Origin of the sequence: Chryseobacterium sp. CH25 (assembly GCF_004119455.1) — a bacterium.
GTDB lineage: Bacteria > Bacteroidota > Bacteroidia > Flavobacteriales > Weeksellaceae > Chryseobacterium.
In genome coordinates, this window is record NZ_NRQT01000012.1 from 77,442 (window position 1) to 96,257 (window position 18,816).

The window sequence follows — 18,816 nt, forward strand, 5'->3', positions numbered from 1 at the left end:
TTTTTACATGAAAAAAGACTTAGAAATAATAAGATGAGAATATAGTTCTTCAATTTTGTTTTCACTTATATTTTACTGTGCTGAGCTTCTGATTTTGTCAATTTATTCCATTCCAGGACCGGAAACACCACCTGTTCTGGTTTCTTCCCAGACGTTTTTGAAATCTGAAATACCATAATAATTAGCTTTTTTGAATTCCTCTTCATATTGAGCACCGCCCTCTCTGCTTCCTAGAATACTGAAAAAGTCATAATACATATTGTGCTTCTCCCCAATTTTTGTGCTGTAGTAGGCTATTTTCCCTAATATTTCAGCTTTTATGGATGATTTTTTATCTAATGGCGAATTATTATTGCCTGTTTCTTTTACCAGATAATCTGAAACAGCTCTTAGATAATCGATCTGATCCTGTTCCTGAGCTTCGGAAATGACATCGAAAACCTCTTTATTGAATATAATATCTTCATTACATCTCTCGTTCCACAGTACTTTCTGTAATTCATCGATATTTTTATAGCTATTCCTTAAAACAAAGGTTAACAGGCTTTTATCTTTTGTATATCCAAAGGTTTTAACCAAAGATTCCAGAAAAAGCTTATCATTAAACTTAAGCCATGTAAGACTTGCTTTCACATCATTGAACAGATATTTATTTCTATGAATAAGCCTTTGATTATTAGTGAACTGTATTTCATTGAGGTCTTTAACATCTGCCCATTTAATAATATCAACATTAGCTCCGTCTACCAGTTTTTCTTTTGGAATCTCCTTTTCTTTCTGATGTACTGCTGGATATTGAGATTTATAATCTATGAGTTGCGGAATAAAAAGAGGTTCCAGTAAAAAATTATTTTTTGTATCTATAAATATGGGGTTATTATTGCTTACAACATAGTTCCCGTCTATCTGATAGACCGTTTTATCCTGAGTACAGGGATATTCAATTAGAAAAATAAGATTATTTTTTTCAGCTCTTACATTAAAAATAGTCTTCAGCTTATTTTGGAACTCTTCGTTACTAACAGATTTAAACCCATTCTTTTTAAGAATATCAATTGATAAACTATTAATAGCGTCATAATCCTCTTTCTGATATTTATAATCACTAATCATATCAAGCCCTTTTTCTTTGATAGCATAGCCAGCCATGATTTGATTTTCAAGAATTTTTTCTATTGAGTTATTATGATGTAAGCTCATACTGTCTATTTTGGTAGAATTAGATAATGTCTTCTGATCTTCCTTTTTGCATGCAAAAAGAAAGTTGTTAATGATACTAAAATGGTTAAAGTAACTTTTTTCATAAAATTTTAAGCGGTATTTCCTTCACTATATTTTTGAGCTTTCGGGCTAAGATCTGAAGGTTCTATAGATTCTAAAGGTAATAAATCCCCGGTATAATCAGCAGGAAAAATGCAATATGCATGAACTTTTGTTTTTGGAGCTGTCCAGAATCTTACCCCATTATCCTGGTTACCTCCTAAAAGTATATAATTTTTACTATTACTTTTATCTATGCCTACAACAATTGTTGTATGTCCGTTATTATGCCATTCTACAATTCCGCCTATATACATTTCGGTATATTTTTTACCCCATTTTTCTTCAGTTTCATAAGGTGCTCCCTTCTTCCTTTTTACTAAATTTTCCTTACCATGCCAAATGGCACCAGGGTCTGGCTGATACTTGTGGCCGGAAGTTTTTAAACAATAAGCTACAAATGCTCCACACCATGCAGAATTTGCTCTCGAAGCATCTTTTTCAGAACCACATCTTGACATTTTAGCATTATCTGTACTGGCATGATAAGTATTAATAATATAGCTACAATGTGTTGATTCACGTATTATTTTAGCTTCTTCAGCAATAGCAATATCTACCCAAGGTGGATATTTGCCATTCGACTTCTTTTTCTCCTGAGGTTTCTCTTCACAAGTACCATTAAAAAATTGTGCTTTGCCTGGGTTATAATGTTCTTTTACAAGTTTATCAGTGACTTCCCAGACATAAGTTTTGCCATTTTCAAAACCTCTTCTATCAATTGATCCTCGGGAATATGAGTTAAACTTTCTTATATGTGCCCACTCTCCTTTTTCTCTCATAAAAGAAGGATTACTGGAATAGCCGTATTTTGTAACCCAAGGTTCTCTGCTTAAATTATTTATATCATATGGTGCATTAGGTACAGATACACTTTCATCAAACAATACATAATCTCCATTAGCTCCTTGTCCTACTGCATTTTGTTTAAGGACGAGTAGATAGAGATCTGTCATTGTTTTGAGGGCCGCTTTTTTCTTTTCAAAATATTTTTTTACATAATCCATCTGCTGCACAAAAGTCATTTTTTTCAATGCAGCTCGTGTTGAACCTACAGATTTTGCAGAAGCATCACTAAATTGTATAAGTCCTGAATAACCGGCATTATTGTCTGCTGCAGGGCTGAAAGTGGTATTGGTTTCAAGATGCATTACAGACATAAGCTCACTAGCCTTTTCTTTTTTATGTTGCTCTCCCCAAAGTTCAGCACATACCTGCAATACTTTTTTCCTTTCTTCACAGGTTAATTTAATGCCCCAGTTAAATTGATTTTCTTTACAGATGCAGGTTTCTGTTTTTTGAGGATCAGGAACGCTGTTAACTTGTGCCGGACTTATTTCTTTTGGAGGAGTAGGGGTTGGGGGCTGTTGATTATCTATTTTTCCTTTGGCTTCAGACCAGTCCCATACTTTTTTATCCTTATCAGTAATATCTTCCTTAGGGGCTGCTTTAGCCTCTTTTTCTTCTTTTTGGCTTTTGCCTTTTTGTTCTGCTGGTGTGGCTTCTTTCTTAGGTTGTTCTTTAGGAATTTCTTTTTTCGGAGGTGGAGAAGGATCTGTTTTAGTTTGTGACTTTTCAGGAGGTAGAATTTCTTTAGGAGTATTGATATTTATATTATCAGTTGCATGTTTTTTATGGGCATAATATTCCACAGTCACATAAAATTCCAGCTGCTTAGGATCTGTTTCTCCTTCCATCGCTTTTTTCATAAGTGCTTGTGTCAGTATGAATTCTGCTCTGGCGGTTTCGTTTTTTACTTTTTCTTTTTTGCTGCCAATCAATAGGTTTTTATTATTATGGCCTGCGTTTTGAGCATCATCTTCCCAAAGGGTGAACTGTAGATATTGTCCTTCGAGGTTCATACATTTTGCTTCTGCAACCAGTTTTTCAGAGAAACTGAAGACTGTTCCCGGAGTATCGTCTATATATTTTAATTCAACTTTATTGATCCTTGGGACATCACTAGGCTGTGGCTGTACCTCTAAGGCCATGGGAGCTTTTCCTTCCGGATTATGAAGGTAAGCTTCAATTCTGAAGGTATCCTTGTAGGCATTTGTGTTAAACGTAAAACTGCTTACGCCCACTTTTTTGATATTGGTGGGAACAAATTTTCCGTTTACCTTTTTGAAAAGATGCCAGGTAACACGTGCCGGGTTTCTTTTTTCTAATGGAGTAGCAGGGTACCATTCTTCAATTTTATAGGTAACCGGTTCTCCAACCTTTGGTTTTGTATTTCCCGATATTTTATATATTCCTTGTTTTGACATGGCTGAAAAGTTTAAGTTTAGTAAGCATCCACTTCATCATCTTCCGTTACCTTTTGGAATTCTTTAAAATCTACAAAAGGATTGATGTTATGCTGCTCTTGTGGATCAGCACTTTTTACATTTTGCTTGCTCATTGATGCGGTTTGTCCATGTTCCATAATGGAGATTTTTCCCCCTGTAGAACACATGAGCTCTGATATTTCTGTGACACAGCTATTGCCCAACACCTTTACTTTATCATAAGTTTTCTGCCATTTGCCTGCGGGAGCATAAGCACAGGGTAGATATCCACCCGGGGTTGGTTTCAGTTTACATTTTCCAAAACTGGGACCCTGAGGGGTAAATTGAAGGTCGTTTTCGGTGACAGCCAAAAAATTTGCCTGCCCTTCTTTATCATTCCAGTAATGTTTCTGATGGGAAGTTACTTTAAACTGTGGGAACTGGTCCCCTTGATTACACTGTGCTTTTCCTTTCTGAATGACAAAGTGTTTTCCGTCATGTGGTGAGGTGGATTCGGACATATTTTGTGGTTTTTTTGTGCTGGATCATGGTTAGTAGTTTATTTTAACTGTTTTTCTAAAGTAAAAATATCCTGTTCTGTTACATCTCCGATCTGATTTTCAAAATGTGCAGTGACTTTTTGAATGATCAGATTGGTAAGATTAAAAGTATATTCCGCATCATGGTGACAGGCCACTGAATAATTATTGATGGGTGACTGCTCATGATATTCGTACTCTTTATTATAAAGCTGATTCAGATTCCGGTAGTCGCATGATTTTCCAAATTGTTTGATCTTTACTGTATCATTGTCTTTATTTTTAGGAAAGATGCAATTATAAAGTTCAAAACGGATAGGAGAGGCATTTGACAGCCAGGGAATAAATTCATAGTAGGGATCAGAATCCGTCCACTCTTTATATTTTGCTCTGTAAAAAGCACCAAAAAGAAACTGAAGAGGTAATGTATTTCTTATGTTTCTTAAAATTTGATCATTGTCTTCAGTCATTTTTTTGAGCTGATCAATGTAAGATGCAGACAGATCATCTGTAAAATATTTTTTTAAAGCATCCAGTTCACTTTTAATCACTGTTTCTGAATGAAAGAATTTTGCTTCTGTAACTTTACCTTTTTTATTTACTCTGATTTCTACAGGAAATAAGATGGCTGCAGATGCTTTTGATAAGCTTGATGCTTTACTGTCTGACACTGCTCCGTTTTTATGAGAACAAATATTTGTAGTGAAAAGAAATGATCATCATGTTCAGCTCTCAGATACTTAAGTTCAGTTTGGTATGAATAACTGCTCTGTATAATTCCATTTTCGAGTTTTTGATGTGTTACTGTATAAGCGCCATTTAGCAAAGGAATTTGATAAGGTATTTTTCCATGAGGCGGATGGTAATATAAACTGTCTCCGTTTTCATTGATTTCCTGGTTAAGTTTAGTGATTTCATCACCAAAGGGTATAAGAAGCAGCATTCCCGGTTTCATCTTTATCGGTTCTGCAAGCCTGTCATATACGGCACAATGCTTATTATGAAAATCTCTGAGATAGGTTGGATTTTCTACTTTCAGATCAGATGCAATTTTTTCCAACGTATCGCCTGGAAGTGTCATATAAGTAATCATGTGATTGGTGATTAATGATTATTAAAATACTGAGATTTATTTCTCAGCGTGAAATTTAGAAAAAATCTTACAAAAAAACCTTCCAAATCATGTGAAACGTTTATTAATAAGGCAATTATCCCTGAAATCAGGGAGTAATTTTATACTTCGGATATCCTTAATCTGGTGTTAAAGTGGAAGCTGTGTTTCTGGAAAAGTTATTTCATAGGATTTCATTTCTATGACAGTCTTAAAAATTTAATCACAAAAAAACCTTTCAGATTTCTGAAAGGTTTTTGATATTGTATGGATAACTTTTTATAATCCGAACACTTTTGCAAACAGATCCGGGAAAACTCCAAGGATGATAATTGAAGCGATTACAAATACCGCAACAATATTGTAAGTAAGTGTTACTTTTTCTGATGATTTGAATGTTGATTCTTTAAAGAAGAACATTGCGATAATCAGTCTTAAATAGTAAGCGATAGATAGGGCAGAACCTAGAACTGCTACTAATACTAAGAAGGCTGCTCCGTTCATTGCCTGGGAGAATAAAGCAAATTTCCCCATGAAACCAGCCGTTAGCGGAACTCCTGCCATTGAAAGCATAGAGATAGCTGCTGCTGTTGCCAATAAAGGTTCTGTTTTTGCCAGTCCTTTGAAAGCTCCGAAAGAAGTTTCTCTTTTTAATTTCTCTACCCAGATCAGACACATGAAAACTCCTACTGTAGATAAAGCATAAGCGAATAAATAGAACGCTAAGTTATAAGTAGAAAGGCTTGTCATTCCGAAGAATACCAACCCGATGTATCCCGCGTGAGATACTGAAGAGTAAGCCAACATTCTTTTTGCATTCGTCTGGGCAAGACCCATAACGTTCGCTAACAATAAAGTGATGATTAAGAATACTCCAAGTACATTAATCCATTCGTGAGTGACTCCGGCAAATCCGATTGTCATTAATCTGAACAATGCGAAGAAACCTGAAATTTTTACCACACTCGCCATGAATGCTGTGATTAATGAAGGTGATCCTGCATATACATCAGGGCTCCACATATGGAAAGGTGCCAATGCAACTTTAAATGCCAATGCACAAAGGATAAGCAATACTCCTAAGATGAACATTACGTTCCCTGTATTTGCTACTCCAAAGTCATGGATTTTATATAAATCAAAGCTTCCAGCGCTTCCGTAGATGAACGCGATCCCGAAAAGTAAGAAACCTGTCGCGAATGCACCCATTAAGAAATACTTGATCGAAGCTTCGTTTGATCTCAGATCAGTTTTGTTAGCACCAGCCATTACATATAATGGAATAGAAAGGATCTCAACACCTAAGAACATTGTTACCAAGTTCTGGTATCCGAAAAGAACAATTCCACCACATAATGCAAATAGCATCAATGCATATAATTCTGACTGGTGGCTTCTGTGATTGCTGAATGCAAAACCTCCCAGGAAGAATAACAATAAGGTTGTTACAATGGATAATTTAGTGAATAATGCAGTATTGGCACTGTATTCATACATATGCTTGTATTGATCGAAGAACGAACATTCAGGCATAAAGCTTACGTACAATGCGATGATTAAACCCAAAATCCCAATGTATCTTGCGAATTTTCCTTGCTCGAAAACTCCTGAAAATAACGCAATAACTGCCGTTAGGAAAACAATAATTAAAACACTCATAATATAGATTTGAGATGTGAGATCTGAAGTTTAAAGTTCAAGGGGTAAGAGTTTAAATTCCAGGTTTTGTCACCTGTCTCTAGTCTCTCAGTCTCCTGTCTCTTACTCTTCTCTAATCTCTTATTTTTTTAATTTTTAAATCTTTTAATTTTTTAGTTAGCCATCGCTGTGTAGATAAACTTCACTGAACTACTTACCATATCGATTACCGGTTGTGGGAAAATACCAAGTAAGATCACGAAAACCGCTAAACTAGCCAATACAGAGAATTCTACACCAGATAAATCTTTTGCTGTGCTTAAAACTTCTGCATTTCCTTCTCCAAACATTGCTTTTCCGTAGAATCTCAATAAGTACACCGCACAAAGAATTACCGTAAGACCAGCAATTACTGCTGCTGTTCCGTTGAAATCATATACTGATTTTAACAGGATAAATTCTCCGATAAATCCATTCGTCAATGGAACTCCCATTGAACCTAATATAATGATCAAGAATAAAACAGCAAACTTAGGTGCTACTTTAGCTAAACCACCCATTTGTCTGATGTCTCTTGATTTAAATCTCTTGTATAAAATATCACAACAGTAGAATAATCCCACCACGTTGATACCGTGAGCGAAAGTCTGTACCAAAGCTCCTTCAGCACCTTCTACATTGAAAGTTCCTCTTAAAGTAACTACTGCAGAAGCGAAGATACCTGCTACCATCAATCCTACGTGAGAGAAAGATGAATAAGCGATGATTCTCTTCATATCAGACTGGATGATCGCGATCAATGCTCCGTGAACAATTCCCACAATAGCAAGGATAATTACAATCTGTCCGGAAATTCCTGCAATCGGAAGCGGAGTGATTGGAAGTAAATAACGCATTACCCCGTACACTGCCATTTTAAGCATGATACCAGATAACAACATTGATCCTTGAGTAGGAGAGTAGGTATAGGTATCAGGCTGCCATGTATGGAAAGGGAATACCGGTAATTTCACTGCAAAAGCAAAGAAAATGAACCAGAATACCACAGTCTGTTGTACTTCATTCAGTTGTGCATTGTATAGATCCGTTAAAGCGAAAGATGCAGAGTGGTTGTACACATAGATCAATCCGGCTAACATAAATAAAGACCCAACGAATGTATATACGAAGAATTTCGTAGTGAATTCAAACCTTTTATTCTCTTGTCCCCAAAGTCCGGCAATAAACCAAATTGGAATCAAAGTTACTTCCCAGAAAATGTAGAACAATAATCCGTCTAAAGAAGTAAATACTCCTACAAGACCGAATTGCATCAACAGAATCAATCCGTAGAATGTATTTCTGTAGCTTACACTTTCGTTGAAAGAAGATAAAATGATGATTGGCGCTAAAATATTAGTCAGCAATAAAAGAAGCATGCTCATCCCATCGATACCGAAGTGAAGAGAACTCTTCATAAACTGTGACCACGGATAATTGATCTCGTGCTGCAATACGCTGTCTACTGTCGGAGTAAAATCAAAATCCGATAGTATGTAGAACGTAAGAAGCATTTGTACCAATGCAATCCCTAGTGCCAAATATTTGCTGGAATTACCCTTCCATGCAAAAACTAATCCCGAACCTACTAGAGGTAATAGTAATAATGTTAATAATAAACAAGACATTATTATTGTAATAAAAAGTTAACAATTAATATAATTCCCACAGCTAAAGACATGATAAGAATATACGTCTCTACATTTCCGTTTTGTACACGCTTCATAGCTTTACCGCTGTCTTCAGCACCATCACCTACAAAGTTTACAAAACGGTCTAAGATACCCTTATCAAACATTTTTCCTCCGCGTCCTAATCCTTCAACAGTTTTTACAATCAATGCGTTGTAAAGTTCGTCTACATATAATTTCTTAGCAGAAAGCTTTTCCCATCCGGTATAACTTTCTTCTGCCACAGCCATTTTTTTCTTTTTCACGTAGGTATTTCTTACGATAAACCATACAGAGAAGAACATTAATACTGTAGCTGCTAATAAGATCATTTCAGTGTTGAAATCTACTCCGGAAAGAGTAGCTTCCATTTGGCTGTAGCTTTGTTCCGTAAGAACAGGCTTTAACCATTCCATCAATTTAGCATAGTGTCCGTGACCGATGAAGTGTGGCAAGTTGATGAAACCTCCAACTACTGAAAGGATAGCCAATACGATCAATGGTAATGTCATATTAGACGGGCTTTCGTGTAAGTGGTGTTTTTGCTCTTCAGTACCTCTGAACTCTCCGTGGAAAGTAAGGTAGTATAGTCTGAACATATATGTTGCAGTCATTGCCGCTAAAACAAATAAGATTACCCAGTAAATAGGGTTTTTAGCGAAAGCTGCTACTAAAATTTCGTCTTTAGAGATCATCCCTGATAATAAAGGGAAACCTGAAATTGCTAATGTTCCGATAAAGAATGTAGCGTGGGTAAGAGGAATATATTTTTTTAAACCTCCCATGAAACGCATATCCTGCTCGTTGCTCATAGCATGGATTACAGAACCTGCACCTAAGAATAGTAAAGCTTTAAAGAAAGCGTGCGTCATTACGTGGAACATAGCTGTTGTATAAGCTCCAAGACCTAAAGCGATGAACATAAATCCAAGTTGTGAAACTGTAGAGTATGCCAATACTTTTTTGATGTCGTTCTGACGTAATGCATAGAATCCTGCTAAAGCCGCCGTTAAGAATCCGATGAATAAAATTCCTCCTTGTACAGTAGGTGCTAAAGTAAATAAGAAGTTAGATCTTACTACTAAATAGATCCCCGCTGTTACCATCGTTGCCGCGTGAATTAACGCAGAAACAGGAGTTGGCCCAGCCATCGCGTCTGGCAACCAGGTATATAATGGAACCTGAGCCGATTTACCGGTAGCACCGATGAATAAACTCGCTGTGATAAAGATAATCACTGTTCCGTCTAATTCAAATTTTGAAGCATTTTCAGCTACTGAAAGGTAATCTACAGCATTCGTCTGAGCAGCAATCATAAAGATACCGATCAATAATGCCAAGTCACCAATTCTGTTCATGATGAAAGCTTTTCTTGCCGCTTTACCGTATTCTTCGTTGGTATACCAGAATCCGATCAATAGGTAAGAACAAAGACCTACACCTTCCCATCCGATGAATAGGATAAGGTAGTTGCTTCCCATCACTAAAAGTAACATTGAGAAGATGAAAAGATTCAGGTAAGTAAAGAACTTATAGAATCCTTTATCATGACTCATATATCCGATAGAGTATAAGTGGATCAGTGAACCGATACCCGTAATGATCATTACCATCATTAAAGACAGCTGATCGATCTGGAATCCAAAATTGATCTGAACTCCGTTTACTCTAAACCATTCAAAAGCTTTTACGATTACAGGCTGGCTTTCAGAATTGAAATTCATGAAAAGACTTACAGCGATACAGAATGATCCGAAAACCATAGCTGTTGCTAAAGAACCAACTACTATTTTTGGAAGATTTTTTCCGAATAAACCGTTAATAAGAAACCCTAAAAGTGGTAAAAGTACTATTGCATATACTAAATTCTCCATTCTTATCCTCTTAATTTATTAAATATACTAACATCTACAGAACGGGTATTTCTATACAGCATAGCAATAATTGCCAGACCTACCGCTACTTCAGCAGCAGCAACCACCATAATGAAGAACACTAAAAGCTGTCCGTCTCCGTTTCCTTTGTATGCTGAAAAAGCAGCCAATAAAAGGTTTACAGAATTAAGCATAAGCTCTACACAGCCCAGAATCACAATAGCATTTTTTCTAAGCAATACGCCCATTACCCCTAAGCAGAACAATACTGAACAAAGGATAATGAAGTAGTCCAAAGGGATGCTTTGTATAAATGTATTTACTTCTCCCATAATTTTATAAATCTTTTTTACCGATTAATACCGCGCCTACAATACCTGCTAAAATCAGGATGGAAGCAAGCTCAAACGGTAAAACATATTCATTAAACAAAAGTCTACCCAGGTTCTTCGTAAGACCAACACCTCTGTCTACATTCTCAACAACAATGTGGTTTTGCTGAACTCCTCTGAATACTCCTAAAACTCCTACTAAAAGAAGACCTGCAGTAAAAACTCCAATAAATTTTAAAGTATTACCCTTCTTACTTTCGTCTGCTTTATTAAGGTTAAGCATCATTAAGATGTAAAGGAAAAGTACCATGATGGCACCTGCGTACACTATAATCTGGATGATTGCTAAGAACTGTGCATTCAGAAGAATGTACATTCCGGCAATTGAAAACATCGTAACAATTAATGACAAAATAGCATATAAAGGGTTTCTTGCAAATACAAAGTAAACTGCACTTGACACTGCTAAAAACGCCACCAAGAAAAATAAAAACTGATCCATTATTTTACCGCATTTTTTTGTTTCTCGGATTGTCTTGTCGTGATGTCAATCCTTTCATTTATTTTTTCAACTAATTTATCTTTTCCGTAAATGAAAGAACCTCTGTTGGTTTCTACGTCTACCAATCTGTCTGTAAGATAGATGGCAGATTTAGGACAAGCCTCTTCACACATCCCACAGAAAATACATCTTAGCATATTGATTTCATATACTGAAGCATATTTTTCTTCTCTGTAAAGTCCTTTTTCCTCTTTAGTTCTTTCAGCAGCAGTCATTGTAATGGCTTCTGCAGGACAAGCTACCGCACAAAGTCCGCAAGCAGTACATCTTTCTCTGCCTTCCTCGTCTCTTTTCAAAACGTGCTGACCTCTCCAGATGGTAGTTCTTGGCTTCTGTACTTCCGGATACGAATATACTGCGGGAGCACCTTTTATCACGGTTCTTACAGCATGCTTAAATGTAATCCCCATCCCTGTAAAGATTGCAGGAAGGTAGATTTTTTCAGCAAGGGTCATTTCTTTATTGGAAACAACTTTTGATCTGTTTGTAAGTTTCATTTATTTAATTTTTTTAGGCTGAATCTGTATCCAGCATTAAAAATATATTCTTATCTCTTAGTTTGCAAATGCTAAAATTACAGCTCCTGTAATTAATAGGTTTACTAATGCCATTGGGATTAATGTTTTCCATCCTAAGTGCATTAACTGGTCATATCTGAATCTTGGAAGTGTCCATCTGATCCACATGAAGATCAAGATTCCGATTACAGTTTTCGTTAAGAATGCTACGATACTTAAGATTCCTGCAACGTTTTCTCCCCAGTTTTCTGTTACCCAATCAATACCAGGATAGTTGTATCCTCCGAAGAAAAGAACCACCATGAAAGCATTAGAAATAAACATGTTCACGTATTCCCCGAACATATACAATCCTAACTTCATGGAAGAATATTCTGTAGAGTATCCTGTTACCAATTCAGATTCACACTCAGGTAAATCGAACGGGTGTCTGTTGGTTTCAGCTAGTGCTGCTACAAAGAATACAAGGAAAGCGATTGGTTGGTAGAAAATGTTCCAGTTCATTCCGGAAACCCAAGGAATAACTCCCCATAGTTTTCCACTAGTCTGACTTTCAGTAATTTCTTTTAAGTCTAAACTTCCAGACATCATGATGATAGAAAGAAGTGCTAATCCCATCGCCAATTCATAAGAAATCATCTGAGAAGAAGCACGGATAGCACCTAATAATGAATATTTGTTGTTCGAAGCCCAACCTCCGATCATAATTCCGTAAACCCCGATGGAAGCCATTCCGATGATGAAAAGTACACCAACGTCAATATTAGCCACCTGAAGATCAAAAGAAGTACCTGCAATATTTAAACTTTTACCCCAAGGAATAACTGCCCCGGTGATTAGTGAAATAAACATTACTAAAGCCGGACCTAATACGAAAAGGAATTTTTCAGCATTAGCAGGCGTAAAGTCTTCCTTGAAGAAGAATTTTCCACCGTCAGCAAGAGGTTGCAGTAATCCGAAAGGTCCAGCTCTGTTAGGACCAATTCTATCCTGCATGATAGAGGCAACTTTTCTTTCTGCCCAGGTAGAGTAGGCTGCAATCGTAAGCGATAGCAGGAAAAGTGCTAGTACAAGTATAAGTTTAAATGTAAGTAAATCCATTTTTTGTTGTAAAGATTTTTAGATGTGAGATGTCAGATACTAGATATGAGGTTAAGTCTGATGTCTTGTGTCTGAAATCTAATTGTCTTTATTAAAATTATTTTTCGTCTTTTTCACTGATTTCCTTAGCCATTGGATTGTCTAAAACTCTTAGCTCATCTTTAGGCTTTTCGTAGTGGTTCAATGAAATTACAGAGTGTCTGTCGATATGTCTAGGACCTTCGATATTCCAGTCTGATAAAGATTTTCTTTCGAAACGGCATGTATCGCAGATGAATTCTTCAACTTCACCCCACTGGTCTTTTCTTGCAGTAACTCTTACAATTTCGTCACCTTTCATCCAAACTACAGCTTTTCCTGAACACTTATCACATTTACAAGTTGCGTTCATTGGTTTTGTAAACCATACTCTGCTGGCAAAACGGGAAGTTCTGTCTGTTAATGCTCCTACAGGACAAACGTCAATAACGTTTCCAATGAAGTCATTATCTAAAGCTTTATTTAAATAAGTAGAAATTTCAGCGTGATCTCCTCTGAAAAGAATACCGTGCTCTCTTTCACCTGTTAATTGATTAGCAGCTAATACACATCTAGCACAAAGAATACAACGGTTCATGTTCAGCTTGATGTTCGGTCCAAGATCATCAGCTTCGTAAGTATTTCTTTCGAATTCTGTTCTTGTTTCAAGATTTCCATGCTCATATCCAAGATCCTGAAGGTGACATTCACCTGCCTGATCACAAACAGGACAGTCCAGCGGGTGATTTACCAATAAGAACTCGGTAACCGCTTTTCTTCCTTCCTGAGCTTTCTCAGAAGTAAGGTTTTTAACTTCCATACCGTCCATTACGTTCGTTCTGCAACTTGCTACCAATTTAGGCATAGGACGTGGATCTGCTTCAGATCCTTTAGAAACTTCTACAAGACAAGTTCTGCATCTTCCACCACTGGTTTCTAATTTGCTGTAGTAACACATGGCAGGAGGTACAGATTTACCACCGATTTGTCTTGCTGCTTCCAGAATAGAAGTACCAGGCAAAACTTCAGTAGTCTGTCCGTCTATAGTTATTTTGAATTTTTTAACTTCTTCGCTCATATCGTATGCTTTAAGCTTTATGCATTAAGCAATAGGCTTTGTTATTTATATTTCTTAGTATTAAATGTATATCCAATTCCAGCCATAATCTGTCCGAAAACAAAATCCTGCTGTGCTTTGTCTGGCTTGTTATTCAATGTAGTTTTAATGTCCCACATATTGATGTAACCGGCTTTTCCTTCTACTCTTACCATTATATGATTCCAAAGCACTAAGTTAATACTGGATCTTATATCAGTTCCCATACCAGCAACGTGGAAACGGTCACTTCTTTCATTTCCAAAAAGCTTGATATTACTTTTCGGGAACATTACTCCAATTCCGGCACCGTAAGACCAAACTAAATCAACATTTTTCTTGTTGATAAGGTTCTGGTATTTTTCAAGACCTAAGTTTTCGTAATTAAGTCCGTCTGTATGTTCAAAAGTAAGGAACTTCTCATCTGCCAGGTTAACCTGACCGTTCTGAACCATGGCTGCATATTCAGGATCTGAAATATGTCCTCTAAAGTTAACGGTTTGATCTTGATCCATCACATACTTCATGTGGTCAATCCCTAAAACAAGCGCTAAATTATCTTTAATAAAATATCCTAATCTGAAATTATACTGCGTTACTGTAAACCAACTTGGATCAAAATAAACAAGTCCAAATTTTGTAGGTCTATCCTGAGCAGTTACGTTATTCAACTGGAAATCATATCCATTTCCTTTAAAACGGATGTCAGAATTGCTGTATGCAGCTCTGTTCCATCCATAAAAAACAAACATCTGTCCTTTTTTGCTTAAAGGCTCTGGTTTTTGATAAACAGGAGCTTTAAACAAATCAGCATTATTTTCTGCTACTAAAGAATCTTTTTTTTGTCCGAAAACAAAACTCGACATCATTAAGCCGACAACAAACAATCTTTTCATTTCAACTACGCATTCTTTTCAACCGCTGGGATAGGATCTGCATAATGTGCCAATCCATAGTTCTGAGTTTGAGATAACTCAGGGTTTTTCACGTGCCACTCAAATTCATCTCTGAAGTGACGGATAGCTGCTGCAACCGGCCAAGCCGCTGCATCACCTAATGGACAGATCGTGTTTCCTTCGATTTTTCTCTGGATATCCCAAAGTAAATCAATGTCTTCCATTTTACCTTCTCCTTTCTCAATTTTCTTTAAGATCTTATGCATCCATCCCGTTCCTTCACGGCAAGGAGTACACTGTCCACAACTTTCGTGGTGATAAAATCTTGCTAAAGTCATTGTATGATCTACGATACACTGATCTTCATCTAAAACGATGAAACCTCCTGAACCCATCATTGTTCCGGTAGCAAAACCACCATCAGCTAATGATTCGTAGTTCATATATCTTGGCTCTCCGTTCACGGTTCTCAACAATAAGTTTGCTGGAACAATAGGAACAGAACTTCCTCCAGGAATACAAGCCTTTAATCTTTTTCCGTCTTTAATACCACCACAGTATTCATCAGAATAGATGAACTCTTCTACAGTGATCGTCATATCAATTTCGTATACTCCTGGTTTGTTGATGTTTCCACAAGCAGAAATTAATTTCGTACCTGTAGATCTACCTACACCAATTTTAGCATACTCAGCACCTGTAATATCAATGATTGGAACAATTGCTGCAATAGACTCAACGTTGTTTACCACTGTTGGTCTCTCCCAAAGACCTTTTACAGCCGGGAAAGGTGGTTTTAATCTTGGGTTACCTCTTTTTCCTTCAAGGGATTCAAGCAATGCAGTTTCTTCACCGCAGATATATGCTCCACCACCTCTCTGTACATAGATTTCAAGATCGAAACCTGTTCCTAAAATATTTTTACCTAAAAATCCTGCTGCTTTAGCTTCTTCAATTGCTTCTTCAAGGATATCCGGAATCCATGAATATTCTCCACGGATGTAGATATAAGAAACATTTGAACCTAAACAGAAAGATGAAATTAGCATTCCTTCAATCAATAGGTGAGGAAGGAACTCCATCAGATATCTGTCCTTGAATGTTCCAGGCTCAGATTCATCCGCATTTACTACAAGGTGTCTTGGAACGCCTTCCGGTTTTGCCAAAAAGCTCCATTTCATCCCTGTTGGGAATCCAGCTCCACCACGTCCTCTTAGTCCTGAAGTTTTTACTTCTTCAAGAATTTCGTCAGGAGTCATTTTCAAGGCTTTTTCAGCTGCAGTATAACCTCCCTGTTTACGGTAGGTTTCAAAGTAGCGGATACCTTCTATATGTGCGTCTTTAAGTAAAAGTTTTTTACTCATTGTTTATTATGCTTTTAGCGTTCAGCTATTGGTTTGTAGCCTTTAGCTTATGGCTATTTAATGTGTTAAAATTTATTTAGTCTAAAGCAAGTTGTCCCTGTCTGCAAAGATCAAGGATTTCATCTACTTTTTCTATCGTTAAATTTTCATGAAAGAACTTACCAAGCTGCATCATTGGTGCATAACCACATGCTCCAAGACATTCAGCAGGCTTTAGAGTGAACATACCGTCTTCAGTAGTTTCTCCGTCTTTAATGTTCAGTTTCGTTCTGATATGGTCAAGGATTTTTTCGCTTCCACAAACCATACAAGGTCCTGTTCTGCAAACTTCCAAAACATATTTACCTACCGGCTTCATGTTGAACATGGTATAGAAAGTAGCCACTTCATATACTTCGATCGGTTTGATACTTAATAGTCCGGCAACATAATCCATCACAGGAACATCTAACCATCCTCCGAATTCTTTCTGTGCCAAGTGAAGTACAGGAAGAAGAGCAGATTTCTGTCTTCCTTCAGGATATCTTGCGATAATTTTGTGTACCTGTGCTAAACTTTCCGGTTTAAAAGCTATTGTTTCGCTCATTTTTTATCTAAGATTTCAGATGTCAGATTTCAGACATCAGATTTTAAATTTATATACAAAGCGAAGAGTCTAACATCTGAAATCTGATGTCTGACATCTTCTTTTTATGCGTCTAATTCTCCCGCAATAATATTCATACTACACATCGTTACAATGGCATCTGAAATTACAGAACCTGTAATCATTTCAGGGTATGCCTGATAGTAGATGAAGCATGGTCTTCTGAAGTGAAGTCTGTATGGGCTTCTTCCTCCGTCACTCACAAGATAGAAACCTAATTCTCCGTTTCCACCTTCTACTGCATGGTAAACTTCTCCTTTCGGTACATCGGTTTCTCCCATTACAATTTTGAAGTGGTAAATCAAAGCTTCCATTTTTTGATATACATCTGCCTTTTCAGGAAGATAGAAATCAGGAACATCCGCGTGGAATGGCCCTTCAGGAAGGTTTTCGTATGCTTGTTTGATAATTTTAATGGATTCCCAGATTTCCTGTTGACGAACCATGAAACGGTCGTAAGTATCTCCTGAAGTTCCTACAGGAATAATGAAGTCGAAATCTTCGTATGAGGAATAAGGCTGTGCAACTCTTACATCGTAATCTACACCTGCTGCACGTAAGTTTGGACCAGTGAAACCGTAGCTTAATGCTCTCTCGGCAGAAATAGCTCCTGTACCGATGGTTCTGTCCATGAAAATTCTGTTTCTTTCCAATAGGGTACAGAATTCTTTGAATCTTGGTGGGAAAGTCTTTAAGAAGTCTTTCAGTAACTCATGGAATTTAGGAGTGAAATCTCTTTCAAATCCTCCGATTCTTCCCATATTGGTTGTCATCCTTGCTCCACAGATCTGCTCATACATATCATAAATACGTTCTCTTTCGATGAACATATAGGTAAGTCCTGTAATAGCTCCTGAGTCCATCCCGGTTACCCCGTTACAGATCAGGTGATCACCGATTCTTGCAAGCTCCATCAAGATAACACGCATATAGTCTACACGTTTTGGAACTTTAACGCCAATCAGCTTTTCTACTGTCATGTGCCAACCAAGGTTGTTGATGGGTGCAGAACAGTAATTCATACGGTCAGTAAGGGTAGTGATCTGAGAATAGTTTCTTCTTTCAGAAATTTTCTCAAATGCTCTGTGGATATATCCTACCGTTTGCTCAGCGTGAAGGATTCTTTCTCCGTCCATCGTTAAGATATTCTGGAAAATCCCGTGAGTAGCAGGGTGAGTAGGTCCTAGATTCAGGGTGTATAATTGTCCGTCAATCTGTTCCTTACTTTCGTACTGGTTTAGTATATTAGATAATGAGTTATCTTTCATAATGATTGCTTTTAGCTATTTGCTTCTGGCTATTGGCTAGCTGCCATTGGCCATTCGCTTTTTTATCTTCCGAACATATTATCGTCCTTATCGGTTCTTGTACCGTCTTCAAGTCGATATTCCTTCAACATTGGGTGGTATCCTAGATCTTCCATATTCAGAATAGGTCTCAGATCCGGGTGTCCTTTAAATTTAATCCCATAGAAATCATACGTTTCTCTTTCCATCCAGTTAGCTCCTGCATATAACTCAACAAGTGAGTCTACTTCAATATTTTCTCTGGACATAAAGATCTTCAGACGTAATCTGAAGTTGGCCATCATATTATGTAAATGGTATACAACACCAATTTCCTTTTCCGGGAATTCCGGGTAATGAATACCACAGATATCTGTAAGGAAATTAAATTCAAGTGTTGAATCTTTAAGATAATGAATGATTTTCTTGATATCTTCTTTCTTCACTTCAATAGTCAGCATACCATAAGGTTCTGAACTTGAAATAACAGATTCCGGAAATTCTCTGGTGATTGCTTCTAATACAAATTCGTTTGTCAT

General features: G+C 37.0%; 18 protein-coding genes. All 18 read right to left on the reverse strand.

What is annotated here, in order from left to right; all coding sequences use genetic code 11:
- Positions 1 to 102: 102 nt before the first annotated feature.
- The 18 genes from BOQ64_RS20670 to BOQ64_RS20755 all read right to left on the reverse strand — a co-directional run bounded on the left by BOQ64_RS20670 (position 103) and on the right by BOQ64_RS20755 (position 18,816).
- Complete coding sequence (locus BOQ64_RS20670) at positions 103 to 1,200, reverse strand: hypothetical protein (RefSeq protein WP_129058644.1); 1,098 nt, start codon at positions 1,198 to 1,200, stop codon at positions 103 to 105.
- A gap of 110 nt (positions 1,201 to 1,310) precedes the next feature.
- Positions 1,311 to 3,587: a hypothetical protein gene (locus BOQ64_RS20675; protein WP_129058645.1), complete on the reverse strand. Its 2,277-nt coding sequence runs from the start codon at positions 3,585 to 3,587 to the stop codon at positions 1,311 to 1,313.
- Positions 3,588 to 3,604: 17 nt separating this feature from the next.
- Positions 3,605 to 4,108, reverse strand: coding sequence for a DUF4280 domain-containing protein (locus BOQ64_RS20680; RefSeq protein ID WP_129058646.1), 504 nt, complete (start codon positions 4,106 to 4,108; stop codon positions 3,605 to 3,607).
- Between the two features lie 38 nt (positions 4,109 to 4,146).
- On the reverse strand, positions 4,147 to 4,797 hold the full coding sequence (locus BOQ64_RS20685; protein ID WP_129058647.1) for a hypothetical protein: 651 nt from the start codon (positions 4,795 to 4,797) through the stop codon (positions 4,147 to 4,149).
- On the reverse strand, positions 4,737 to 5,219 hold the full coding sequence (locus tag BOQ64_RS20690; protein ID WP_129058648.1) for a hypothetical protein: 483 nt from the start codon (positions 5,217 to 5,219) through the stop codon (positions 4,737 to 4,739). Before BOQ64_RS20690 ends, BOQ64_RS20685 begins: the two co-directional genes overlap by 61 nt.
- A 297-nt stretch (positions 5,220 to 5,516) precedes the next feature.
- A complete protein-coding gene (locus tag BOQ64_RS20695; RefSeq protein ID WP_129058649.1) occupies positions 5,517 to 6,896 on the reverse strand; it encodes an NADH-quinone oxidoreductase subunit N in 1,380 nt (459 codons plus the stop codon).
- Between the two features lie 152 nt (positions 6,897 to 7,048).
- A complete protein-coding gene (locus BOQ64_RS20700; RefSeq protein ID WP_129058650.1) occupies positions 7,049 to 8,542 on the reverse strand; it encodes a NuoM family protein in 1,494 nt (497 codons plus the stop codon).
- A 2-nt stretch (positions 8,543 to 8,544) separates the two neighbouring features.
- On the reverse strand, positions 8,545 to 10,458 hold the full coding sequence (gene nuoL / locus BOQ64_RS20705; protein ID WP_129058651.1) for an NADH-quinone oxidoreductase subunit L: 1,914 nt from the start codon (positions 10,456 to 10,458) through the stop codon (positions 8,545 to 8,547).
- 2 nt (positions 10,459 to 10,460) lie between these two features.
- Entirely contained in the window at positions 10,461 to 10,790 is a 330-nt protein-coding gene (gene nuoK / locus BOQ64_RS20710) for an NADH-quinone oxidoreductase subunit NuoK (protein ID WP_065396642.1), read from the reverse strand.
- Between the two features lie 4 nt (positions 10,791 to 10,794).
- Complete coding sequence (locus BOQ64_RS20715) at positions 10,795 to 11,292, reverse strand: NADH-quinone oxidoreductase subunit J (protein ID WP_129058652.1); 498 nt, start codon at positions 11,290 to 11,292, stop codon at positions 10,795 to 10,797.
- Positions 11,292 to 11,849 carry a NuoI/complex I 23 kDa subunit family protein gene (locus BOQ64_RS20720; RefSeq protein ID WP_040996950.1) on the reverse strand — a complete coding sequence of 186 codons (558 nt, stop codon included), beginning with the start codon at positions 11,847 to 11,849 and terminating at the stop codon, positions 11,292 to 11,294. The genes BOQ64_RS20715 and BOQ64_RS20720 overlap by 1 nt, the downstream gene beginning before the upstream one ends.
- A gap of 57 nt (positions 11,850 to 11,906) precedes the next feature.
- The gene (gene nuoH / locus BOQ64_RS20725; protein ID WP_129058653.1) at positions 11,907 to 12,971 is read right to left on the reverse strand and encodes an NADH-quinone oxidoreductase subunit NuoH; all 1,065 of its coding nucleotides are present in this window, start codon (positions 12,969 to 12,971) and stop codon (positions 11,907 to 11,909) included.
- Between the two features lie 97 nt (positions 12,972 to 13,068).
- Positions 13,069 to 14,067 (reverse strand): 2Fe-2S iron-sulfur cluster-binding protein, encoded by a 999-nt coding sequence (locus BOQ64_RS20730; RefSeq protein WP_129058654.1) that lies wholly within the window; start codon positions 14,065 to 14,067, stop codon positions 13,069 to 13,071.
- Between the two features lie 41 nt (positions 14,068 to 14,108).
- The gene (locus BOQ64_RS20735; protein ID WP_129058655.1) at positions 14,109 to 14,981 is read right to left on the reverse strand and encodes a hypothetical protein; all 873 of its coding nucleotides are present in this window, start codon (positions 14,979 to 14,981) and stop codon (positions 14,109 to 14,111) included.
- 5 nt (positions 14,982 to 14,986) lie between these two features.
- Positions 14,987 to 16,345, reverse strand: a complete 1,359-nt coding sequence (gene nuoF, locus BOQ64_RS20740) for an NADH-quinone oxidoreductase subunit NuoF (protein ID WP_123859054.1) — start codon at positions 16,343 to 16,345, stop codon at positions 14,987 to 14,989.
- Positions 16,346 to 16,421: 76 nt separating this feature from the next.
- Positions 16,422 to 16,931 (reverse strand): complex I 24 kDa subunit family protein, encoded by a 510-nt coding sequence (gene nuoE / locus BOQ64_RS20745; protein ID WP_068939949.1) that lies wholly within the window; start codon positions 16,929 to 16,931, stop codon positions 16,422 to 16,424.
- A gap of 104 nt (positions 16,932 to 17,035) precedes the next feature.
- Positions 17,036 to 18,259 carry an NADH dehydrogenase (quinone) subunit D gene (gene nuoD, locus BOQ64_RS20750; RefSeq protein WP_047096007.1) on the reverse strand — a complete coding sequence of 408 codons (1,224 nt, stop codon included), beginning with the start codon at positions 18,257 to 18,259 and terminating at the stop codon, positions 17,036 to 17,038.
- A 62-nt stretch (positions 18,260 to 18,321) separates the two neighbouring features.
- A complete protein-coding gene (locus BOQ64_RS20755) occupies positions 18,322 to 18,816 on the reverse strand; it encodes an NADH-quinone oxidoreductase subunit C (RefSeq protein ID WP_129058656.1) in 495 nt (164 codons plus the stop codon).